Consider the following 22,484-nt stretch of genomic DNA (forward strand, 5'->3'; position numbering starts at 1 on the left):
GGCCGGGGTCCGGCCGAATAGCGCGGTGGTCATGGAAAACCTCATTTCTTGGCGCCGTCGTCTCGGGGGACTCCCGACCGTATTTCCGGAAGTGCGTCCGCAAAACCGAGAACGTCGGTGTGCGATAAAGCACCGCTATGCCGATATAGCGAAAACAGTCGAGCGCGGCTGACGCGCATTCGCCTCGGCCGAGTCTTTGACTATGACCTCATCACCGTTTGCTATCCGACAGCGGAGTTTCGTAGGTGACCGTCGTGAAGTGCCGGGTAGTTGCATTGTCGTGCAACGCCGCTGAGAGATCGCGGCAAGACGCTCCGCCCGCGGCGGGTTCCAGGCTCGCGAATTCGAAAGAAGGCAGCATGTCTGCAATGGCCACCGGTGTGCTGGAGGCGAGTCGCTTCCGTGCTCAAGGACCACATCAGCTTGATGACATCGCGAATCGCTATGGCCTGTCGGCCGATATACGGGACACCGTGCGCGCGGTGTCGCGGGTGCTGCCTTTCCGGGTCAACGACTACGTCCTGTCCGAACTCATCGACTGGGACCGGGTGCCCGACGACCCGATGTTCCAGCTCGTCTTCCCCCAACCCGGCATGCTGCCTCGTGCGGACGAGCTGCTCCTCGCCGAGCTGGGCGGCGACCGCGCCAGGCGCCGGGAACTCGCCACCGTGGTGCGGGGCATCCAGGAGCGGCTCAACCCGCACCCCTCGGGCCAGCGGGAACTCAACGTACCGACGCTGGACGGCGACCAGGTGCCGGGCCTGCAGCACAAGTACCGGGAGACGGTGCTGTACTTCCCCAGCCAGGGCCAGAGCTGCCACTCCTACTGCACCTACTGCTTCCGGTGGGCACAGTTCGTCGGCGACGCCGACCTGCGCTTCGCCGCATCCGGCCCGGACCACCTCGTCGCCTACCTGCGCAGGCACCCCGAGGTGACCGACGTGCTGATCACCGGCGGCGACCCCATGGTGATGTCGGCCGAACGGCTGCGCACCCACATCGAACCCCTGCTGGGCGTGGAGACGCTGCGCACCATCCGGATCGGCACCAAGTCCATCGCGTACTGGCCCCACCGGTACGTCGACGACCAGGATGCCGACGACGTCCTGCGGCTCTTCGAGCGGGTGGTGGCCTCCGGACGCCAGCTCGCCTTCATGGCCCACTTCAGCCACCCCCGCGAACTGGCCACCGACATCGCGCGCCGCGCGATGCGGCACGTGCGCGCCACCGGGGCCGTCATCTACTGCCAGGCCCCGCTGATCGCGCACGTCAACGACCGCGCGAGCGTCTGGGCGCAGATGTGGCGGGCCGAACTGGCGCAGGGCGCCGTGCCCTACTACATGTTCGTCGAGCGCGACACCGGCCCCTACGACTACTTCAAGGTGCCCCTCGCCAAGGCGGCGAACATCTTCCAGGACGCCTACCGCACCCTGCCCGGCCTGGCGCGCACCGTGCGCGGCCCGGTCATGTCCGCCACACCGGGCAAGGTGATCGTGGACGGCGTGGCGGACACCCCGCAGGGCCGGTTCTTCCAGCTGCGGCTGCTGCAGGCCCGCGATCCGGCACTGGTCGGCCGCCCGTTCCGGGCCTTCCACGACCCCCGGGCCAGTTGGCTCAGTGACCTGGCCCTCGATCCGGCGGCCCCCGTGGACATCGCCGCCGCGGTCCAGGGCGGCGCCACCACGGCGTTCCCGGCCGGGCACCGCGACCTCCCGGAGACACCGTGACCACCGGCCAGGCGATCTCACCCAACCTCGCACTGGACGACTACGTGGCCCGCCGCCGCGCCGCCGGTGACGACCTGGTGCACCTCGGCTTCGGCGAGGCCCGCCTGCCGGTGCCCGAGCCGCTGCACCGGATCCTCACCCGCGGCGCCCGGCGCAACGCCTACGGCCCGGTGGCCGGCGCCCCGGCGGCCCGCGAGGCGGTCGCCGGCTACTTCGGCCGGCGCCGCCTGCCGACCGCCGCCGAGCAGGTGGTCCTGGCCCCCGGCAGCAAACCCCTGCTGATGGCCATCGGCCTGGCCGTCCCCGGCGACGTCCTGCTGCCCCGCCCCTGCTGGAACTCCTACGCCCCTCAGGCCCGGCTCGCCGGCAAGCACGTCTTCGGCGTGCCCATCCCCGAGGAGTGCGGCGGCGTACCCGAACCCGCGGCGCTGCGCCGGACCCTGCACGCCGCCCGGGCGGCCGGCCACGATCCGCGCATCGTGGTGCTGACCCTCCCCGACAACCCCACCGGCACCCTCGCCCCACCCGGCCTGATCCGCGAGATCGGCGCGCTGGCCGAGGAGGAGGACCTGCTGATCGTCTCCGACGAGATCTACCGGGATCTGGTGCACGACCCGGCGCGGCCCGTGCTCAGCCCCGCCGAGGTCGCACCCGCCCGCACGGTGGTGACGACCGGGCTCTCCAAGAGCCTCGCGCTCGGCGGCTGGCGCATCGGAGCGGCCCGCTTCCCGGCCGGTCCGCGGGGCGAGGCCGTCCGCGACGGCGTGGTGTCGGTGGCCAGTGACATGTGGTCGACCCTGGCCGGGCCGATGCAGGAGGTGGCCGAGTACGTGTACGACGAGCCGGCCGACATCCGCCGGGAACTGGCGGCCCGCGCCCGGCTGCACGGCACGGTGGCCCGAGCGGTGTACGACGCCGTCACGGCCGTCGGTGCCCGCTGCCGTCCGCCCACCGGCGGCTTCTACGTCTACCCGGACCTGGAACCGCTGCGGGAGCGCCTCGCCTCGCGCGCGGTCACCGACTCCGCCTCCCTCCACCGCCATCTGCTGGCGGAGTACGGGGTCGTGGTGCTCGCCGGCCACCACCTGGGCGACGACCCCGGCGCCCTGCGGTTCAAGGCCGCCACCAGCATGCTGTACGGCCACACCGCCGAGGAGCAGCGGGAAACCCTCGCCGCCGCCGATCCGCTGGGCCTGCCCCAGGTGCGCCGCCAGGTGGACTGGATCGCGCAGAGCTTCGCGAAGCTGGCCGGATGAGGCCGCCACCCGCCGCGCCGACCGGAACCGCCCCACCTAGGAGAGACATGAGCAGCAACAATGTGCGCGACACCGTGGTCGCCACCGTGGCGCGGGTGCTGGACGTCACCCCCGAGGCGGTGGCCGGCAACGGTGCCCTGCGCTCGTACCCCACCTTCAACTCCTTCCGGGCCATGGAGATCGTCGAGCGCCTGGAGGACGACCTGGAGGTCCAGCTCGACCCCGGCGACCTGACACCCGACGCCCTGAGCCAGGTGGACGTGCTCAGCCGCCGGTTCGAGCGTCTCCTCGGCCTGACCACCGCCGCGGCCCCCGACGACATCGCCGCTCTCGTCGAGCGGGTCCGGACCGTGGTGCGCGCCCACGCCGCCGACACCGACCGGGACGCGGTCTTCCCCGAGGCGGCCCTCGCCGAACTGCGCGAGACCGGACTGCTCGGCCTGACCGTGCCGGTGGAGTACGGCGGTCTCGGCGCCGGCACCGACGACATGCTGCGCGTCGCGGCCCAGCTGTCCCGGGACTGCATGTCGGTCGGCATGATCTTCGCGATGCACTGCCAGCAGACCGCCGCCCTGGTGGAGCACGCCGCGCCGGCCCTGCGCTCACAGCTGCTGCCGCGCGTCGCCAAGGGCGAGCTGTACCTGGCGTCGGTCACCACCGAGGCCGGCAAGGGCGGACACCTGCTCACCTCGGGCGCGCCGCTCACCGCCGACGCGGACACCCTGCACCTGGACCGCCTCGCACCGGTCGTGACGGGCGGCGCCCACGCCGACGGCTACCTCATCACCATGCAGGCCCCCGGCACGGACTCCGACGCCCGGGTGTCGCTGGTCTACGCCGACCGGCAGCAGCTCGGCACCACCGTCACCGGCGGCTGGGACCCCCTGGGCATGCGGGCCACGCACAGCGTGCCGATGCGGCTGACCGGTGACCTCCCGGCCGACCAGGTGGTGGGCGAACACGGCGGCGCCCGGGAGATCATCCTGCGCACCTTCGGCCCACTGGCCCACCTGGGCTGGTCCGCGTGCTGGCTGGGCACCGCCGACGGCGCGCTGGCCCGTACGGTGCGCTCCCTGCGCTCCGGACGGGAGCGGCGCGATCTGGAGTCCGAGCTGCTGCGGCGACGGCTCTCCCGGGTCCGCCAACGGCTGGACTCGGTGCACGCCCTGATCAGCCATGCCTCCGGCGTCGTGGCAGGCACCGCCGACCTGTCCGCGCCGCCCGTGCAACTGCTGCTCAACGCCGTCAAGCTGACCGCCTCCGAGCAGTGTCTCGCCGCGGTGGACGAGCTGGTCGAGCTGGCCGGACTGCGCCACGGCTACCAGCGCACCTCGCCCCTGGCCCTGGAGCGCGCGCTGCGCGACCTGCGCTCCGCGTCGCTCAACTACGGCAACGACCGGCTGCACGCGGCCGACGGCGCGCTCGTCCTCATGGACCAGGACGTGCACCATGTCTGACCCCCGCACACCCGACCGCCCCGGGGAGGAAGGATGACCGGCCCCACCCTCTACACCTGGTTCGCCCGCTCGGCGGCGGCCCACCCGGACGCCGTGGCACTCGAAGCAGCCGGCCGGTCCCTCACCTACCGGGCCCTTGACGAAGCGGTGGACGCCCTCGCCGCCCGCCTCGAAGACACCGGCGTGGGCCGGGGGGACCGGGTCGGACTACTGGCCGCCCGCAGCCCACTGGCGTACACCGGCTATCTGGCCGTACTGCGCGTCGGGGCGACCGTGGTGCCCCTCAACCCGCTCTTCCCCGACGCCCGCAACGCCGCCGTCGTCGCGGGCGCCCGCCCGGCGCTGGTGCTCACCGACGGCCCACCGCCGCGGACGCCGTCCGGCACGCTCGCGGGGGTGCGGCTGTGGCATCCGCCCGCCGAGGCGCCGCAGCACGGCCCGGCACCCTACCGCGGCGAGGGCGACGACGTCGCCTACATCCTGTTCACCTCCGGCTCCACCGGAACGCCCAAGGGCCTCCCGATCAGGCACCGCAATCTGAACGACTACCTCGCGCACCAGATCGACCGCTGCGCGGCCGGGCCGGGCTGCCGTCTCAGCCAGACCTTCGACCTCACCTTCGACCCCTCGGTCTTCGACATGTTCGTCGCCTGGGGCTCCGGCGCCACCCTCGTCGTACCGCGCCGCGAAGACCTCGCGGATCCCGTCGCCTTCGTCAACGACCACGGCATCACCCACTGGTTCTCGGTCCCCTCGGTGGTCTCGCTGGCCCGGCGGATGCGCCGGCTGCCGTCGGACAGCATGCCGGGGCTGCGCCGCAGCCTGTTCGCCGGCGAGCAACTGACCACCGAGCAGGCGCAGGCATGGCACGCCGCCGCGCCCGCCTCCACGGTCGAGAACATCTACGGACCCACCGAACTCACCATCACCTGTACCGGTTACCGGCTGCCCGACGAGCGGCGGCAGTGGCCCGCCACACCCAACGGCACGGTCCCGATCGGCACCTGCCCGCCCCACCTCCAGTACGTCGTGCTGGACGCCGACGGCCGGCCCGCCGCCGAGGGGGAGCTGTGCGTGCGCGGCTCCCAGCGCTTCGACGGGTACCTGGACCCGGCCAGCAACGTCGGCCGCTTCCTGGAGTACGACGCGGCCACCGCGGAGCCGGCCCGCGACTACGACGGCACCGGCCCGCTCACCGCCGGCCACTGGTACCGCACCGGCGACCGGGTCACCACCCTCCCGGACGGCACCCTCACCCACCTCGGCAGGCTGGACTCCCAGGTACAGGTGCACGGCTACCGCGTGGAACTGGGCGAGGTGGCGGCGGTACTGCGGACCCACCGGGCCGTGCAGGAGGCGGCGGTGGTCGAGCGCGAGGGCGACCTGCACGCCGTTTACACGGGCGAACAGGACTGCTCCGGCGATCTGATCCGGTGGCTGGGCGACCGCGTGCCCGCCTACATGGTCCCGCGCACCTGCACGCACGTGGCGCAACTGCCGCTCAACAGCAACGGAAAAGTCGACCACGGGAAGGTGGCGGCCATGGCGTCGGGCCCCAGGCCGTCGTCGAGGTGACCGCGCGCCCCACCCGTACTTCGGATCACCGAGGTGGCCGGCGCATGGCCCGCCACCGGACGAACAGACCGACCGCCGGCACCGACAGCGGGCCGCGGCTGTACCCGGAAAGGTGTACATCTTGTTCGAGCGACGTGTACCACTGGACGGTCAGAACACCCCCTACCTCTACGGCACCGACTGCACCCAGGACCTGGCCGACGCGCTGCTGCGGACAGCCGGAGCAGCGGAGTCCGTCCTCTTCGTGGTGGACCGCAGGGTCACCCACTACGCCCGCCCCCTCATGAAACTGCTGTCGCAGCATCTCAGGACGGAGCTGTACGAGATCGAGGCGACGGAGCCGAACAAGACGATGCCCCTCGTGCAGGACATCGCCGAGTACGCCGTCTCCCGAGCGGTGAACCGCACCTCCCTGGTGGTCAGCATGGGCGGGGGACTGGCGGGGAACGTCGCCGGCCTCACCGCGGCGCTGCTCTTCCGCGGCACCCGCCTGGCGCACCTGCCCACCACCCCGGTGGCCGCCTTCGACTCCGTGGTCTCCGTCAAGCAGGCGGTCAACCTCAGCGGCGGCAAGAACCTCTGCGGCACTTACTACAGGCCCTCGCTGATCGCCTGCGACCTGCGCTGGCTGTCGACCGTCCCGCACTCCGAACTGCTCACCGGTCTCGCCGAGATGGCCAAGAACGTCCTCGCCATCACGCCCCATCTGGAAGGCACCCTGCACGACGCGCTGCGCACCCTGCCGCACGACCGGATCACCGCGCTGCAACAGCTCTTCGACATCGGGCTCGACGCCAAGACGCCCTTCCTCGACCGGGATCCGCGCGAACGCAAGGAGGCCCTGGTCTTCGAGTACGGCCACACCACGGGACACGCGCTGGAGTTCATGTCGAACGGCGCGATGAAACACGGCGAGGCCGTGGCGTGGGGCATGCTGGTCGCCGCCGAGGTGAGCCGGAGCCTGGACATCCTGAGCGAGGAGGACCTCCAGCGGCACTACCGGGTCATCGACTGGCTGGGACTGCCGGACGCCGGGGAGCGACTCGCCTTCGTGGACCGTGCCGAACTGCGCGCGAAGCTGAAGACCGACAACAAACGGGGCTACATACCCTGCGGCCCGAACGAGGCGGCGCTGGTGCTGCTCGGCTCCCTCGGCTCGCCGCTGACCGGCCCGAACGGATACCCGTTGGTGGCGGTGGACCAGGAAGCGGTGGTGTCGGCCCTGGCCACCGTCATGGCGGGAACCAACCGGCTGGAAGGAGGCAGCAAGCGATGGGCGACATCGACCACACGGTGAGGACCGTACTGGCGGACGTGCTCGGGGGCGGACTCGCGGCCGACGGCATCGACCCGGACGTGGACCTCGTGGAGTACGGTCTGGACTCCCTCAAGGCCGTCTCGCTGCTGCTCGGCGTCGAGGAGGCGCTGGGCGTGGAACTGAGCCCGCAGATCCTGGAGTTCCGGCCCCTCACACTCCGCGGCCTCAGCGAGCGCCTGCCGGCCCCGTCCGGCCCACAGGCCCCCGCCTGACGCCGCGCCGCCCTCCCCGGTATATGGCCGGCGTACGGGCGGTGTATCCGTCCGCGGGAGGCTGAAGACCGGGGAAGGGCGCCGGTCGGGGCGCCCCGGGCACGGGACCGCACGGGCCACCGTGGCGTCGAGAGGGCTGACTCATGAAGACCGCTCATTTGGAGGCGTTCATCACTGTCGTCGATGCCGGCAGCTTCACCAGAGCGGCGGCGAGGCTCAGCCTGTCCCAGCCCACGGTCACCAATCGCATCAAGGCACTGGAGCAGACCTTGGGAGCCACCCTGCTGGAGCGGCATCCGCAGGGTGTCGCTCCCACCCCGGCCGGCCGCGAACTGGTGCCCTACGCACGTCAGATCATCACCCTCAACACCAACGCCCACCTGGCACTCAGCTCGGTGGGGCAGCTGCGGGGGCGGGTGGAAGTGGGAACGACCGAGAGCCTGACCAACCACCGGCTGCTGCCCCTGATCGAGTACGTGTACCTGCGCTACCCGTCGGTGGAGATCTCCATGCGGTCCCCCGCGGAGGGGGAGGTCATCTCCCTCGTGCGCGGCGGACAACTCGACTGCGCCTTCTTCGTGGACCGCGTCCAGGACCACCCGGACGTGGAGACGAGCGTCCTGTGCCCGGAACCGCTGTTCCTGGTCGCCGCTCCCGATCACCCGCTGGTCGGCCGGTCGGACGTGCGCGACGAGGACCTGCTCGGTACCACCCTCGTCCGCTCGGACAGCAGCGCCGGCTACCACCTGCGGTTGCGGTACATCCTCGGTGCCCTCGACGCCGTCCAGCCGAGGGTGCTCACCCTCAACTCGGTCGACGCCGCCAAGCGGGGCGTCGCCAACGGCGTCGGCATGGCGCTGATGCCGCGGATCGCCGTCGCGGACGAACTCGCCACCGGCGAACTGCGCCGCATCGACTGGACCCCGCCGTTCGAGACCTTCACCCAGCTGGCGAGGAGGTCCGGTGCCACGTCCAACCCGGTGCTCGACGCGTTCGTGGACGCGGCGGTCCGGGTGGTGGAGGAACAGCTGTGTGAACAGGAGCTGGCCCCCGCCTGAGAACCCGGGGCACCCGCGGGCACCGGCCGGCCGCGTCGTCGGCACGGAGCCCGTACACCACGCGTGCCGGAGCCGACGACCGTTCGTCCCCCCGCCGCACACGACTTGTGAGCATGCTCGACGGAAGGAGGGCCCATGGCCCCCACACAGTTTCGAACGCTCCGCCTCGCCATCGACGGCGGACTGCCGGTCCGCAGCCCGGACGCCGGCTGGCCGACCTGGCCGCAACCCGCCAAGGGCGCGGAGGAGGAACTGCTCACCGTGCTGCACAGCGGCAGGTGGGCCCTCAGCAGCCCCTACCGGGGAGAGCTGTCCGAACGGCGGTTCGCGGACCGGTTCGCCCGGTACACCGGCGCGCGGCACTGCATCCCCACCGACCACGGCTCCAGCGCCCTCGTGATCGCCCTCGAATCGCTCGGCCTGGACCACGGTGACCTGGTCCTCGTACCGGCGCTGACGTGGACGGCCAGCGCCACGGCCGTGTTACGGGCCGGACTCGTCCCCGTCCTGGTCGACGTCGATCCCGCCACCGGCTGCGTCGACCCGGGCACACTCGACCTGGACGTGGGCGCCCGCGCGGTGATCGCCGTCCACTGGGCCTGCTCGATGGCCGACGTCCCCGCCCTGACGGACATCGCCGGGCCCCGCGGCATGAGCGTCATCGAGGACGCGGCCCAGGCACACGGCGCCCAGTGGCAGGGACGGCACGCGGGCACCCTGGGACGCGTGGGGTGCTTCAGCATGCAGCACGGCAAGGTGCTGTCCGCCGGAGAGGGCGGTGCCGTGGTGACGGACGACGACGACCTGGCGCCCGTACTGCAGGAGCTGCGCGCCGACTCCCGCCGGTACGGCACGGACCGGCGCCCCGGGGCTTTGGAACTGGTGGAGGACCCCTCGACCATGGGTGCCAACTTCTGCATGAGCGAGTTCAACGCCGCCCTGCTGTGCGCCCAACTCGGGCCGCTGGAGCGGCAGAACGCCATCCGCGCCGCCAACTACGACCGCCTGGCCGGCCTGCTGTCCGGCATTCCCGGCGTACGCCTGCCATGGCGCCGGCCACAACAGGACCGCCTGTCCCTGTACGAGGTACCACTCATCCTCGACCCGCTCCCCGAGGGCCGGGACAACGCCTGGGCGGCGCAGGCCCTCAGCGCGGAACTGCGCACCCACGTCTACACTCCGCGCACACCCCTGTCGCGCAGCGCCCTCCTGCGGCCGTGGACGAAGCCGACCATCGCCCCGCTGGCCGACCGCTTCGTCGCTCTGCACCGGGACCGCGGCTACCCGGGCGCGGAATACGTGGCCGGGCACGCCGTGGTACTGCACCACAGCGCCTTCCTCGGCCCCCCGACCGACATGGACGACATCGCCGAGGCGGTCGCCAAGGTCGTGACCGGCCCCGGCCGCCACGCCGACGAACCGCGGCCCGGCCGCACGGCGAAGGTGGGCGGACATGCCTGACCAGCCGGCTCCCGACGGCCTCCAGCCCGGCATCACGGTCGTGATACCGGTCAAGGGCCGGGTCGCACTCACCCGCAGGCTCCTGGAGAGCCTGGAGAAATCCGTCGCACGGTGCCCCGAACCGGCCGAGGTCGTCGTCGTCGACGACCTGGACTCGCCCGAGGCCGCAGAACACCAGGAGAGCTGCCGTCGGCACGGCGCACGCTACGTCGGCGGTCCCAGCCATGTCGGCGCCAAACGCAACCTCGGCGCCCGCGTCGCCCGCCACGACCTGCTCTGCTTCGTGGACTCCGACTGCCGTGCCGCTCCCGAGCTGCTGAGCCGGCATGTCCAGGCGCTGCGCGGCGCGCCGTCGGAGGTCGCCGCGATCGCCGGCCCCGCGCTGCTCGCCCCCGGACGCGAGACCACGATCTCACGGATCATGAAACGCTCCTGGCTGCTCAACGGCCACCACGAGGAACCGCTGCACCAGGAGCGGATGAGCTGCGCGGGCACCTCCAACCTGGCGGTCAGGCGAGACGCGTTCGAAGCGGTCGGCCGCTTCCCGGAGGACTCGCCCCACCCGCTGGGCGGTGAGGACATCGACTTCGGCCTCCGGCTGACCGGGAGCGGCCGCATCATCGCCTGCGACCCCGAAGCCGCCGTGACGCACGACGCGACCAGTACCGACACCGTACGGGCCGTGCGCCGGCGACTGCTGAACTATGGGCGGTCCGAGCAGTGGCTGTGCCTCAAACACCCCCAGCAGCAGCGGTTTCGGCTGAACCCGCTCAGCGTCCTCGCCCTGACCGCGCTCGCCGCACTCCCCGGCCCGCGCCGCACCCGCGGCCGCCGCGCACTGGCCGTGCCCGCCGTGGCGGCCGTCCTGCTGACCGCCCGGACCGTACCGCTCCTGCACGGCGAACGCTCCGCCCGCGCCCTGGCCGACTCGGTGGCCTGCGCGCTGCTGGACTGCTTCTTCGACGCGGGCGCGGTGGCCGGCGCGATCGAGCACGGCCGCCCGGACCTGCTGTTCGCCGGCTTCGAACTGCCGGACGACAGCGCCTACCGCCGCACCGACGAGGGAAGCGACCGATGACGCTGCGGAGCACACACGTATCGCCCCACACCACCGGCGACGACGACCCCCTGCCCCTGGCCCCGGCCCAGGAGACACTGTGGGAGTTCATGCGTGAGCTGGCCCCCGACGATCCCGGCCGGGCCAGGCTGCCGGTCGCGGACTTCCGCCGCATCGAGGGAACCGTGGACCTCCCGGCCTTCGAGCGGGCGCTGCACGGCGTGACGCGGCGCCACCACGCCCTGCGCATGGTCTTCGACCGCCTCGGCGACGAGCCCCTGCTGCGCACACGGGAGCAGGCGGACGTCCCCTACACGTACCTGGACCTCTCCGGCCTGCCCGCCGACGAGCGGGAACGGCGGGTCGACACCCTGGTGCGCGGCGAACGCTTCCCCACCTTCGACCTCCTGACCGGGCCGCTGTGGCGGGTGCGCCTGGTGCGCCTGAGCCCCGAGGACCATCTCCTGACGGTCTCGTTCTTCCACGTCATCTCCGACGGCTGGTCCTGCCAGGTGTTCGTGGAAGACCTCATGCGGGAGTACGGTGCACAACTCGGCCACGGCTCACCGCTGGGACGCCTGGACATGACGTTCCGGGACGTCATCACCTGGCAGCGCGCCTTCCTGGCCGAGGACCCCGCGCGGGACGAGTACTGGCGGCGGAACCTGACCCCCCTGCCCACCGAGGAGGTGTTCCCGCCCCCGGCCACACCCCGCGGCCGTGACCTGACCGCGGAGGTGGCCCATCGGTTCGTCTTCGGCGACGACATCGTCACCGCGGTACGCGAGACGGCGTGGCGGGTCCGCAGCACACCGTTCATGGTGCTGATGGCCGCCTACCACGTCCTGATGTGCCGCCGCACCGGCCGGGACCGGCTGGTCGTCGGCACCACGACACTGGGCCGTACCAGCCCGCAGGTGCGCCGCGTCATCGGCCAGTTCACCAACAACGTCTACCCGGCTGTCCGCGTCGATCCCGCCGACTCCTTCCTGGACGTGGTCCGGGCGCTGCACGGCGGCATGAACGACGGCGTGGCATACGTGCCCTCCTTCAACCGCCTGGCCCGTGCGGTGCGCCCGGACTTCGACCAGGCGCGGCCCTGGTCGTTCATCAGGGTGTTCGACTACTGGTTCCAGTCGGCCCCGCCCGCCGAACCCGACCTCCAGGCACCCGGACTGCGCGTGCGGCAGGTGTCACCGGGCGGTGACGGCGCCCTGGACGCCGGACCGGTGACGGCCGACCTCGCGGAGGCGGGGGACCGGCTGTCGGTGTGGGCGCGGCGCGGTGTCCCGATCGTCATCCTCGACGACGCCCGGGGCGGCGGAAGCCTGGTCTACAACCGTGACCTGTACGACCCCGGCATGGTCGAGGACCTTGCCGCCGAATACCGGGCGACCGTGGCCACGCTGACCGCCGCACCGCACGAGGCGCTGCGGGACACCCTCGCCGCCGCCCCGACCAGGTGATGACATGACGGACACTCATACACTCCTGGACGACAAGGTCGTCCTGGTCAACGGCGGCACCCAGGGCGTCGGCGCGGCGATCGCCAGGGCCGCCGGCCGGGAGGGCGCGGTCGTGGCCGTCACCGGCCGCCGCCCGGAGCCCGGCGAGGCGCTGGTGGCCGAGCTGGCGGCGGCGGGCAGCAAGGTCCTGTTCATACGGGCCGACCTGGCCGACCCCGAGCAGGCGAAGTCCTGCGCGGACCGGGTGGTGGAGGCGTACGGCCGGATCGACTGCCTGGTGAACTCGGCGGGGCTGACGTCGCGGGGTTCGCTCCTGGACACCACACCCGACCTGTTCGACCAGCACATCGCGATCAACTTGAAGGCGCCGTTCTTCGCGATGCAGAGGGCGGTCGCGGACATGGTCGCCCGGGGTGCCCCCGGCACGATCGTCAACATCATCACGTCCTCGGCACACGGCGGCCAGCCCTACCTGGCGCCCTATGTCGCCGCGAAGGCCGGTCTCGCCGGCCTCACCAGAAACGCCGCGCACGCGCACCGCCGGGACCGGATACGGATCAACGGCCTGAACATCGGCTGGACCGCGACCGAGGGCGAAGACGCCACGCAGCGCGCTTTCCACGACGCCGGCGACGACTGGCGCGAGCAGGCCGCCGCCGGACTGCCGATGGGAAAGCTCGGCCAGCCGGACGAGATCGCCGATTTCGTGGTCCTGCTCCTCTCGGACCGGTCCGGGGTGGTCACGGGCTCGGTGATCGACTGGGACCAGAACGTGCTGGGCGGCCTGGACTGACGCGACACCCGGCCCGTCATGGCGCACCCCCTTCCGCACCACCGCGGACGAAGGAGCAGGATGTCCATGCGTATCGGAATACTCGGCCTCGGCCGTATCGGAGTGCTGCACGCCGAAACCCTTTCCGGACTCGACACCGTCGACTCCCTGATCGTCGCGGACCCGTCCCCCCACGCCATAACGGCCGCCGTCCACCGATTCGACGCCGAGGTGGCCGACTCACCCGAGGCGGTGCTGGCCGCCGGCGTGGACGGCGTGGTGATCGCCGCCGCGACCGACGCCCACCCCGCCCTGCTCAGGGCCGCCGTCAAGGCGGACATCCCGGTCTTCTGCGAGAAGCCCCTCGCCCCCACCATGGCGCAGAGCGTGGACCTGCTCAAGGCGCTCGCGGACTGCGACGTGCCGATTCAGCTCGGCTTCAACCGCCGCTTCGACGCCGGGTTCATCGCGGCGCGGGCGGCCGTACAAGGTGGCGAGCTGGGCGAACTGCACACGGTACGGTCGACCACGCTGGACCCCGCACCGCCACCGCCCGCCTACATCGCCGCGTCCGGCGGCATCTTCCACGACTGCTCCGTACACGACTTCGACACCGTCCGCTGGGTGACCGGCCGCGAGGTGACGGAGGTGTACGCCGTCGGCGGCAACCGCGGGGCGGACTTCATCCGGAAGGCAGGCGACGCCGACACCACCAGCGCGCTCCTGACCCTGGACGACGGCACGATCGCCGTGATCTCCAACAGCAGGCACAACGCCCGCGGTTACGACGTCCGCATGGAACTCCACGGCTTCGCGGACTCCCTCGCGGTCGGCCTGGACGACCGGCTGCCCCTGCGGTCGGCCGAGCCGGGTGCCACCTTCCCGGCCGGCCGGCCGCACACCTTCTTCATGGACCGCTTCACCGCCGCCTACCGCGCCGAACTGGCCGCCTTCACCGAGGTCGCCGCAGGCACCCGCCCCTCGCCCTGCGCCGTCGAGAACGCCTTGGAAGCGGGCTGGATAGCGGAGGCGTGCACCCTCTCCCTCCACGAGCACCGCCCGGTCACCATCGCCGAGGTGCGCCACGATTGAACGGGTGAGCGCCGACGGGGAGGGGGGACAGCACCAGGTCGGCTGCGACCTCGATCCGTTCGACTGCTCCACCCCGGCCGGCATCACCGCCTTCCTCGACCACCTGGCCGGCATCAAGGACCAGCCGCGGCTCCTGCGGTCCGTGCCGTCTCGGTGGCCTGGTGGGGGAGACTGGCCGGGCAGGCCATGACCGCGACGCAGGGAGGAACCGTATGACGCGCCCGATCACGGCAGGGGTGGACGGATCGCAGGAGAGCCTGGCGGCGCTGGCCTGGGCGGCCCGGCAGGCGGTCCGGCACGGCGCGGCGCTGCGTGTGGTGCACGCCTGGCGGTTCGAGCCGCGGCAGGCGGAGCGGGCGGGCGACCGGGACGCGCAGGAGCGCTGGGTGCGCGAGACGCTGGCGGGCGCGGTGGGCTCCGTGACCGGGCGGCACCGCGGCCTGGAGGTCACCACCGAGGTCGTCGAGGGCGACCCGGTGCGGGCGCTGGTCGCCGCGGCGGCCGCTGCCGGCGCGCTGGTGCTGGGCTCGCGCGGGCACGGCACGGTCGTCGGCTTCCTGCTGGGCTCGGTGGGCCAGCAGGTGATCGCCGAGGCGACCCGGCCGGTGGTGCTGGTCCGGACCGGCGCGGACCGGCCCGCCGACGAGGTGGCCGGGCACGAGGTCGTGGTGGGCCAGCAGGGCGAGGCGGAGGACAGCGCCGAGGTGCTGCGGTTCGCGTTCGAGGCGGCCGCCGCCCGCGGGGCCGCGGTCCGCGCGGTACGGGCCTGGACGCTGCCGCCGCTGTTCTCCTACAGCCCCGGCTCGCTCAGGCTGCTGGACGACGCCGGGGGCCTGGAACCCTACGAGCGAAAGGCCCTCGCCGAGGCGCTGGAGCCGTGGCGGGAGAGCTACCCCGACGTGCCCGTGGTCGAGCACGTGGAGATGGGCAGCGCCGGACAGGTCCTGCTGTCGGTGGCCGGGCGGGCCCAGCTGATGGTGGTCGGCCGCCGCGCCCGCCGCTCGGCCGTGGGCGCCCGGATCGGTTCGGTCGCGCACGGGGTGCTGCACCACGCGGACTGCCCGGTGGCCGTCGTCCCGCACGCGTGAGTCAGTCCTCGGCCGTCGGCTGGAGCGTCTCCCTGGCCTTGGGCAGCACGTCGGTGATGTAGTCCTGGACGGCGGTGCCCAGGCCGATGTCGTGCTGGGCCCGCTCGGACAGGTACCAGCGGTGTTCCAGCAGCTCGTGGTAGATCTCCGCCGGGTCCATCGCGCCGCGCAGCTCCCGGGGCACCGCCCGCACGGTGGGCCGGAACACCTCGCGCACCCAGCGGTGGGCCAGCACCTCCGGGCGGGCGCCATGGGGGTCCCCCCGGCTCGAACGAAGCTGAGAGAGAGGGGGAGGATCTCCGGGCGTGTAGTCGTCCTGGGTGGCCATCCAGGACTCCAGGTCGTTCAGCAGCCGCCGGGCCTGGTTCTCCTCGGCGTCCAGGCCGGTCAGCCGCAGCAGTTGGCGCTGGTGGTGCCCGGCGTCGACCACCTTGGGCACGAACGTGACGGTGTCGCCGTCGGCCGCGTGCTCGATCTGCATCTCGGCGACATCGAAACCGAGGTCGTTGAGCCGCCGTATCCGCCGCTCTATGTAGTGGTACTTGCCCGCCGGGTACACCGAGGTCCGGGTCAGCTCCTGCCACAGGTCCCGGTAGCGGGCGCAGATCTCGGTGCCGAACTCGATGGCGTCCACGGACGGGTGCAGCGCGCCGGACGCCTCCAGGTCGAGCAGCTCGCCGCTGATGTTGACGCGGGCGAGGTCGAGGTCGTAGTCCCGCTGGCCCTCGCTCAGCCGGGGATGCAGCTCGCCGGTCTCGGCGTCCACCAGGTAGGCGGCGTAGGCGCCCGCGTCGCGCCGGAACAGGGTGTTGGACAGCGAGCAGTCGCCCCAGGCGAACCCGGCCAGGTGCAGCCGCACCAGCAGCACCGCCAGGGCGTCCATCAGCCGGTGCATGGTCGCCGGGCGCAGCGTCGTCTCGAACATCGACCGGTACGGCATCGAACCGCCCAGGTGCCGGGTGATCAGCACCGGCTCCAGCGGCTCGCCCGCCGCGTCGGTACGGCCGGTGACCACGCCGAGGGCGTCCACCGCCGGGATGCCGAGCCGGTCCAGGTCGCGCAGCAGCTCGTACTCGCGCAGCGCGGGCCGCTCCGCCAGCTCCTTGACGGCGACGATCTCCGCCCCGGCCCGGGCGTAGCGCACCACGTGCCGGGAGATGCCGCGCGGCAGCGGCACCAGGTGCTTGTCGGGCCACTCCTCCAGGGGGATGTGCCAGGGAAGTTCGAGCAGGAGCGCTGGGTGCTCGGGGTTGGTGGCACTGATCTGCAAGGCCATGGACCCGACTCTAAGCCGTCCGGGATGTTCTTCAGAGCGTCAGATCCCGGGCCCGTCGCGCGGCCGCGGGCACGGACCCGCGGTGCGCCGGCCCGTGTCCGGGCAGCAGCAGGTCGCCGTCCAGGTCCTCGAACACCGCCAGCGACGCCACCGTCCGGGCCCGCTCGTGGTGGAACATGTCGGGCAGCAGTTGCGGGCCCCGGGTCCGGGCGATGGGATGGCCGGTGACCAGGGCGTCGCCCGAGATCACCACCCCCGCCTCGGGCAGGTGGTAGGCGCAGTGTCCGTCGGTGTGCCCGGGAGTGTGCACGGGGACCGGCCGGCCGGGCAGGTCCAGGGCGCCGGTCCCGGGGAACGGCCGCGGCTCGGCGACCGGCAGTCGCGCCGTGCCGCCGGAGCGGGCGGCGTGTGTGATCCACGGCAGGACACCGGGCCGCCAGGCGTTGCGCAGCACGGTCGGGATGGAGACTTGCTGGAGGAAGTCCCGCCGGGCGTGCGGTACTTCCGCCTCGTGCAGCAGCACGGGCGTGCCGTACGTGGCGCGCAGGTACTCGGCGGAGCCCAGGTGGTCGTTGTGCGCGTGGGTGATCAGGACGGCCGCCACCGCGTGCGGCGAACTGCCCACCGCCGCCAGCGAGTCGAGCACCGCCTGCCGGTCCCCCGGGTAGCCGGTGTCGACCAGCGTCACCGCGTCCCCCTCGGTGAGGACGACCCAGTTGGTGTTGCTGCCGTGCACCAGGTAGGTGCCGTCCGCGACCTGTCGCACGTCGGCGCTCATCGCTCACTCCGCGTTCCGGTGGGGGGTGGTGGACCGGGGACAGGTAATCAGACCGGCCGGTGTCACCGCACGCCGCGGGGGCGGAACTGCACGCTGATCCGGCCGCCGGCGACCCGTGCCGACTTCGGTACGCAGTGTTCCCAGGTGCGCTGGCAGGAGCCGCCCATCACGATCAGGTCGCCGTGTCCCAGCGGCCGGCGCACCGTGTCCCCGCCGCCCACCGGGCGCAGCAGCAGGTCCCGGGGCGTGCCCAGGGACAGGATGGCGACCATGGTGTCCTCCCGCGCGCCCCGGCCGATCCGGTCGCCGTGCCAGGCCACGCTGTCCCGGCCGTCCCGGTAGTGGCACAGCCCCGCCGTACTGAACGGCTCGCCCAGCTCCTCGCGGTAGTGCGCGCTGAGGCCGTCGCGGGCCTCGTCCAGCACCGGGTCGGGCAGCGGGTCGGCGGCGCCGTAGAAGGCCAGCAGCCGGGGGACGTCGACCACCCGGTCGTACATCTCGCGCCGCTCCGCGCGCCAGGGGACCTCGGCGGCCAGCCGCTCGAACAGCGCGTCGGCGCCGCTCAGCCACCCCGGCAGCACGTCGATCCAGGCGCCGGAGCCCAGCCGGGTACGGCGGATTCCGTCCAGCGGGCCGAGCCGGGCCCGGTCGGTCTGGTCGAAGAGGGAGCCCTGGAGGTGCGTGGTCATACTCCGAGCGTACCCCTTAATCGAACGCGCGTTCCATCGGTGTTCCGGCGTGAAAGTCCTGTGCGAGGGGTTCGCGTACGCCGGCGCATCGGATACGTTCGCGTATCGAAACGGAGGCCCAACGTGGCGGAGCGGGTGACCAGGCGCCGGGCGCGCACACGCGCCGACCTGCTGGAGGCGGCGTTCGCGGTGTTCGCGGCCAAGGGGTTCGGGCACGTGTCGATCGAGGAGGTCAGCGCGGCCGCCGGGTACAGCCGGGGGGCCTTCTACTCCAACTTCGCCGGCCTCGACGAGCTGTTCTTCGCCCTGTACCGGGAACGCGCCGAGCTGATCGCCGAGCAGGTCGCCGGCGCGCTGGCCCAGGACGGACCGGGGCCGGACCTGGCCGCCGCCGTGGACCGGGTCACCGAGGTGCTGCTGCTCGACCGGGACTGGCTGCTGGTCAAGACCGACTTCCTGACCCACGCCGCCCGCGACCCGGCCGTCGCCCGCACCCTGCTGGCGCACCGGGCCCGGCTGCGCCGCGCGATCGCCGGCCGGCTCGCCCGGGCCGGCACCGCGCTGCCCGCCGTGCTCGGCGACGCCGACGGCGCGGCCGGCGCGGTGGTCGCCGCGTACGACGGAGTCACCACCCAAGTACTGCTGGACCGGGACGAGGAGCGGGCCCGCGCCTGGCTGGGGCGGCTGCTGACCGCGCTGCTCACGACCTGAACGAACCGAGTGAACGAGAAGGGACGGTCGCCATGGACGCCGACGTCATCGTCGTCGGAGCGGGCCTCGCGGGACTGGTCGCGGCCCACGAGCTGACCAGCCGGGGCCGCCGGGTCGCCCTCGTCGACCAGGAGAACGCCGCCAACCTCGGCGGGCAGGCGTTCTGGTCGTTCGGCGGGCTGTTCCTCGTCGACTCCCCGGAGCAGCGGCGGCTCGGAGTGAAGGACAGCTTCGCGCTGGCCTGGAACGACTGGCAGGGCAGCGCCGGCTTCGACCGCACCGACGACGAGGACTCCTGGGCGGTGCGCTGGGCCCGGGCGTACGTCGAGTTCGCGGCGGGGGAGAAGCGGTCCTGGCTGGACGGGCACGGCATCAAGCTGCTGCCCACCGTCGGCTGGGCCGAGCGCGGCGACCTCAGGGCCGGCGGACACGGCAACTCGGTGCCCCGCTTCCACATCGCCTGGGGCACCGGGACCGGCGTGGTCGAGCCGTTCGTCGGATACGCGAAGCAGGCGGTGCGCGACGGACTGCTCACCTTCCACCACCGCCACCGGGTCGACGAACTGGTCGTCGAGGGCGGCACCGCGCGCGGCGTACGGGGCACCGTCCTCGCCGCGGACAGCTCACCCCGGGGGGTCGCCTCCCACCGCGACCCGGCCGGCGAGTTCGAACTGACCGCGCAGGCCGTGATCGTCACCTCCGGCGGCATCGGCGCCGACCACGACATCGTGCGCCGCCACTGGCCCGCGCGGCTGGGCACCCCGCCCGCCGAGATGGTCACCGGTGTCCCCGCCTACGTCGACGGCCGGATGCTGGACATCAGCGCGGCGGCCGGGGTCCGGCTGGTCAACCGGGACCGGATGTGGCACTACACCGAGGGCATCCGCAACTGGGACCCCATCTGGCCCGGCCACGGCATCCGCATCCTGCCGGGCCCGTCCCCGCTGTGGTTCGACGCGCTCGGCCGCCGGCTGCCCGACCCCTGCCTGCCCGGCTACGACACCCTGGGCACCCTGCGGCACCTGCGCACCGACCCGGACATCGCCCCGTACGACCACTCCTGGTTCGTCCTCACCCGGAAGATGATCGAGAAGGAGTTCGCGCTGTCCGGTTCCGAGCAGAACCCGGACATCACCGCCAAGGACCGGGGAGCCTTCCTGCGCGAGCGGGTGGTCGGCAAGGGCGCTCCGGGGCCGGTGGCCGCGTTCCTGCGCGAGGGCGCCGACTTCGTGACCGCGGCCACCCTCGAACAGCTCGTGGACCGGATGAACGCCCTGACCGACAAGCCGCTCCTGGACGCCGCCGCGGTCCGCCGCCAGATCGAGGCGCGCGACCTCCAGATGGCCAACCCGTTCAGCAAGGACTCCCAGGTCCAGGGCATCCGCAACGCCCGCCGCTACCTCGGCGACCGGATCGGCCGGGTCGCGGCCCCGCACCGGGTCCTGGACCCGGCGGCCGGCCCGCTGATCGGCGTCAGGCTGCACATCCTCACCCGCAAGACGCTCGGCGGCATCCAGACCGACCTGGACTCCCGCGCCCTCGGCGCCGACGGCACCCCCGTCGAGGGCCTGTACGCGGCCGGTGAGGTGGCCGGCTTCGGCGGCGGCGGGGTGCACGGGTACAACGCGCTGGAGGGCACCTTCCTGGGCGGCTGCCTCTTCTCGGGGCGGGCGGCCGGGCGGGCGGCGGCACGCCAGGTGGGCTGAGCGGTCCGTTCGTTCACCGCGCGCCGAGCAGGCGGGCCAGGACGGCGGCATGGCTGCGGGCGGGGTCCTTGGACGCGGTCAGCAGCGTCACCGGACCCCGGCCCGCCAGCTCTCTCACCCTGCCGAGCGCCCCGGCGGCGGCCGGGGCGGCCAGCTCCGCCTCGTAGCGCTCGGTGAACTCCGCGAAGGAGCCCTCGCCCGCGTGGTACCAGCGGCGCAGCTCCGCGGACGGGGTGAGGTCCTTGGGCCACTCGTCCACGTGCGCCGCCTCCTTCTTCACCCCGCGCGGCCACAGCCGGTCCACCAGGACCCGCGCCCCGTCGTCCGGCTCGGCCGGGTCGTGGACCCGGCGCACCCGGACCCGCGTACGGACGGACATGGCGGACGTCCCTTCGCTCTCCGGGTCAGCCGGTGCGCCGGCGGTTGGCCAGGCGCCGCTTCAGGGCCCGGCGTTCGTTCTCGTCGGTCCCGCCCCAGACACCGATGGACTGCCCCGTGTCCAGGGCCCACTCCAGACACTGGTCCCGGACCGGGCAGTGATGGCAGACCGCCTTCGCCTGTTCGGTCTGCAGCAGGGCCGGGCCGGAGGTTCCGATCGGGAAGAACAGGTCGGGGTCCTCGTCGCGGCAGGCCGCGTGCTCTCGCCAGTCGTCCATCAAAGTCACCTGCGATCGTCGTATCGCGCTCGGAATCGGTTGCTCACCCTCGGGTGACCTGTGGACGCCGGGGCCAAACGGGCCAGAGGCCGCAAAGTCGCTTCCGGACAAAGGAGTTCCCGCGCGTTCCTACTGCCGCAGTGACCGGGCCGCGCCCGCCGCCACCGCCTCGGCCACCGCCGCCAGGGCCGGTGAGTCGAGCTTCCACTGCTGCCAGTACAGCGGCACGTCGACGGTCGTGCCGGGGGCCGGCTCGGTCAGCCGGCCGGCCCGCAGCAGGGGTGCGGCCTGCGGCTCGGGCACCACGCCCCAGCCCAGCCCGGCGGCGACGGCCTCGACGAACCCCTCCGAGGTGGGCACGTAATGCCGCGCCGCGCTCGCGGCGGCGCCGCCCAGCCGGCGGACGAGACCGTCCTGGAGGTCGTCGCGCCGGTCGAACGTCACCACCGGCGCCGCACCGAGCGCCTCGCGCAGCGGACCGCCCAGATACCGGGCGGCGAACTCCGGTGCGGCCACCGGGAGATACCGCATCCGCCCCAGCGGCCGGACCGAACAGCCCGGCACCGCGTCCGGCGACGAGGTCACCGCGGCCATCACCAGGCCCTCCCGCAGCAGGGCGGCGGTGTGCGTCTCGTCCTCGCGGCGCAGCTCGAAGCAGAGCGGCGGATCGCGCGGCACCCGGGTGAGCGCGGCCAGGAACCAGGTCGCCAGCGAGTCCGCGTTCACCGCCACCGACACCCGGACCGGCTCACCGGCCCCGCTCAGCCCCAGCTCCGCGTGCGCGTCCCGGGCCAGCCACGCCACCTGCCGGGCCAGTCGCACCAGGACCGCGCCGGACGGGGTGGGCCGCACCGGCTTGGTGCGCAGCAGCAGCACCCGGCCGGTGCGCTGCTCCAGCGCCTTCACCCGCTGGCTCACCGCCGACGGCGTCACGTGCAGCGCCGCCGCCGCGGCGTCGAACGTCCCCTCGTCCACCACCGCCAGCAGGGTCCGCACCTGGTCCAGCGGCAGGTCGTCCAGCGCCGTCGTCATCCCGTCACCTCAGCCATCTCAACGAGATCCTTCACCAGAGCTAAGGATACATAAGAATCTTTAGCTGTACGCGCGGTGATCGCGCGCTTAGCGTCGA

General features: G+C 72.8%; 22 protein-coding genes. 16 read left to right on the top strand and 6 right to left on the bottom strand.

Features of this window, described 5'->3' with window-relative positions; translation table 11 throughout:
* Positions 1-359 precede the first annotated feature (359 nt).
* The 14 genes from ACTT8P_RS02740 (at position 360) to ACTT8P_RS02805 (ending at position 15,539) form a co-directional block, all read left to right on the top strand.
* Positions 360-1,727 (top strand): KamA family radical SAM protein, encoded by a 1,368-nt coding sequence (locus tag ACTT8P_RS02740; RefSeq protein WP_442829868.1) that lies wholly within the window; start codon positions 360-362, stop codon positions 1,725-1,727.
* Positions 1,724-2,983, top strand: a complete 1,260-nt coding sequence (locus ACTT8P_RS02745) for a pyridoxal phosphate-dependent aminotransferase (protein WP_442829869.1) — start codon at positions 1,724-1,726, stop codon at positions 2,981-2,983. The genes ACTT8P_RS02740 and ACTT8P_RS02745 overlap by 4 nt, the downstream gene beginning before the upstream one ends.
* Positions 2,984-3,030: 47 nt before the next feature.
* Positions 3,031-4,440 (top strand): acyl-CoA dehydrogenase family protein, encoded by a 1,410-nt coding sequence (locus ACTT8P_RS02750; protein WP_442829870.1) that lies wholly within the window; start codon positions 3,031-3,033, stop codon positions 4,438-4,440.
* A 33-nt stretch (positions 4,441-4,473) separates the two neighbouring features.
* Positions 4,474-6,015 carry an amino acid adenylation domain-containing protein gene (locus tag ACTT8P_RS02755; protein WP_442829871.1) on the top strand — a complete coding sequence of 514 codons (1,542 nt, stop codon included), beginning with the start codon at positions 4,474-4,476 and terminating at the stop codon, positions 6,013-6,015.
* A 121-nt stretch (positions 6,016-6,136) separates the two neighbouring features.
* Complete coding sequence (locus tag ACTT8P_RS02760) at positions 6,137-7,312, top strand: 3-dehydroquinate synthase family protein (protein ID WP_442829872.1); 1,176 nt, start codon at positions 6,137-6,139, stop codon at positions 7,310-7,312.
* Positions 7,288-7,545 (top strand): acyl carrier protein, encoded by a 258-nt coding sequence (locus ACTT8P_RS02765; protein WP_442829873.1) that lies wholly within the window; start codon positions 7,288-7,290, stop codon positions 7,543-7,545. Before ACTT8P_RS02760 ends, ACTT8P_RS02765 begins: the two co-directional genes overlap by 25 nt.
* A gap of 143 nt (positions 7,546-7,688) precedes the next feature.
* Positions 7,689-8,603 (top strand): LysR family transcriptional regulator, encoded by a 915-nt coding sequence (locus tag ACTT8P_RS02770; protein ID WP_442829874.1) that lies wholly within the window; start codon positions 7,689-7,691, stop codon positions 8,601-8,603.
* A gap of 135 nt (positions 8,604-8,738) precedes the next feature.
* Complete coding sequence (locus ACTT8P_RS02775) at positions 8,739-10,064, top strand: DegT/DnrJ/EryC1/StrS family aminotransferase (protein WP_442829875.1); 1,326 nt, start codon at positions 8,739-8,741, stop codon at positions 10,062-10,064.
* Complete coding sequence (locus ACTT8P_RS02780; RefSeq protein WP_442829876.1) at positions 10,057-11,142, top strand: glycosyltransferase family 2 protein; 1,086 nt, start codon at positions 10,057-10,059, stop codon at positions 11,140-11,142. The genes ACTT8P_RS02775 and ACTT8P_RS02780 overlap by 8 nt, the downstream gene beginning before the upstream one ends.
* Positions 11,139-12,587, top strand: a complete 1,449-nt coding sequence (locus tag ACTT8P_RS02785) for a condensation domain-containing protein (protein ID WP_442829877.1) — start codon at positions 11,139-11,141, stop codon at positions 12,585-12,587. The genes ACTT8P_RS02780 and ACTT8P_RS02785 overlap by 4 nt, the downstream gene beginning before the upstream one ends.
* Positions 12,588-12,591: 4 nt before the next feature.
* Positions 12,592-13,380 carry an SDR family oxidoreductase gene (locus ACTT8P_RS02790; protein ID WP_442829878.1) on the top strand — a complete coding sequence of 263 codons (789 nt, stop codon included), beginning with the start codon at positions 12,592-12,594 and terminating at the stop codon, positions 13,378-13,380.
* A 66-nt stretch (positions 13,381-13,446) separates the two neighbouring features.
* On the top strand, positions 13,447-14,451 hold the full coding sequence (locus ACTT8P_RS02795) for a Gfo/Idh/MocA family protein (protein ID WP_442829879.1): 1,005 nt from the start codon (positions 13,447-13,449) through the stop codon (positions 14,449-14,451).
* A gap of 4 nt (positions 14,452-14,455) precedes the next feature.
* The gene (locus ACTT8P_RS02800) at positions 14,456-14,641 is read left to right on the top strand and encodes a hypothetical protein (protein ID WP_442829880.1); all 186 of its coding nucleotides are present in this window, start codon (positions 14,456-14,458) and stop codon (positions 14,639-14,641) included.
* Positions 14,642-14,663: 22 nt separating this feature from the next.
* Positions 14,664-15,539, top strand: coding sequence for a universal stress protein (locus ACTT8P_RS02805; protein WP_442829881.1), 876 nt, complete (start codon positions 14,664-14,666; stop codon positions 15,537-15,539).
* A 1-nt stretch (position 15,540) separates the two neighbouring features.
* Here ACTT8P_RS02805 and ACTT8P_RS02810 read toward each other — a convergent pair whose 3' ends face one another.
* The 3 genes from ACTT8P_RS02810 to ACTT8P_RS02820 all read right to left on the bottom strand — a co-directional run bounded on the left by ACTT8P_RS02810 (position 15,541) and on the right by ACTT8P_RS02820 (position 18,282).
* A complete protein-coding gene (locus ACTT8P_RS02810; protein ID WP_442829882.1) occupies positions 15,541-16,815 on the bottom strand; it encodes a DUF4032 domain-containing protein in 1,275 nt (424 codons plus the stop codon).
* Between the two features lie 31 nt (positions 16,816-16,846).
* Positions 16,847-17,593, bottom strand: coding sequence for an MBL fold metallo-hydrolase (locus ACTT8P_RS02815; protein WP_442829883.1), 747 nt, complete (start codon positions 17,591-17,593; stop codon positions 16,847-16,849).
* A gap of 62 nt (positions 17,594-17,655) precedes the next feature.
* A complete protein-coding gene (locus tag ACTT8P_RS02820; RefSeq protein ID WP_442829884.1) occupies positions 17,656-18,282 on the bottom strand; it encodes an alpha-ketoglutarate-dependent dioxygenase AlkB in 627 nt (208 codons plus the stop codon).
* Between the two features lie 123 nt (positions 18,283-18,405).
* Here ACTT8P_RS02820 and ACTT8P_RS02825 point away from each other — a divergent pair, with 123 nt between their 5' ends.
* Both ACTT8P_RS02825 and ACTT8P_RS02830 read left to right on the top strand, forming a co-directional pair.
* Positions 18,406-18,993, top strand: a complete 588-nt coding sequence (locus ACTT8P_RS02825) for a TetR/AcrR family transcriptional regulator (RefSeq protein ID WP_442829885.1) — start codon at positions 18,406-18,408, stop codon at positions 18,991-18,993.
* Between the two features lie 32 nt (positions 18,994-19,025).
* On the top strand, positions 19,026-20,699 hold the full coding sequence (locus ACTT8P_RS02830; RefSeq protein ID WP_442829886.1) for an FAD-binding dehydrogenase: 1,674 nt from the start codon (positions 19,026-19,028) through the stop codon (positions 20,697-20,699).
* 13 nt (positions 20,700-20,712) lie between these two features.
* On the opposite strand, the gene ACTT8P_RS02835 is transcribed toward ACTT8P_RS02830, so the two are convergent.
* The 3 genes from ACTT8P_RS02835 to ACTT8P_RS02845 form a co-directional block, all read right to left on the bottom strand.
* Positions 20,713-21,078 carry a DUF488 domain-containing protein gene (locus ACTT8P_RS02835; protein WP_442829887.1) on the bottom strand — a complete coding sequence of 122 codons (366 nt, stop codon included), beginning with the start codon at positions 21,076-21,078 and terminating at the stop codon, positions 20,713-20,715.
* A 25-nt stretch (positions 21,079-21,103) separates the two neighbouring features.
* A complete protein-coding gene (locus tag ACTT8P_RS02840; RefSeq protein ID WP_442829888.1) occupies positions 21,104-21,355 on the bottom strand; it encodes a WhiB family transcriptional regulator in 252 nt (83 codons plus the stop codon).
* Positions 21,356-21,484: 129 nt separating this feature from the next.
* A complete protein-coding gene (locus ACTT8P_RS02845) occupies positions 21,485-22,387 on the bottom strand; it encodes a LysR family transcriptional regulator ArgP (protein ID WP_442829889.1) in 903 nt (300 codons plus the stop codon).
* Between the last annotated feature and the right edge of the window lie 97 nt (positions 22,388-22,484).

The sequence above is a fragment of the Streptomyces sp. JW3 genome (genome assembly GCF_052216785.1).
Lineage (GTDB): Bacteria > Actinomycetota > Actinomycetes > Streptomycetales > Streptomycetaceae > Streptomyces.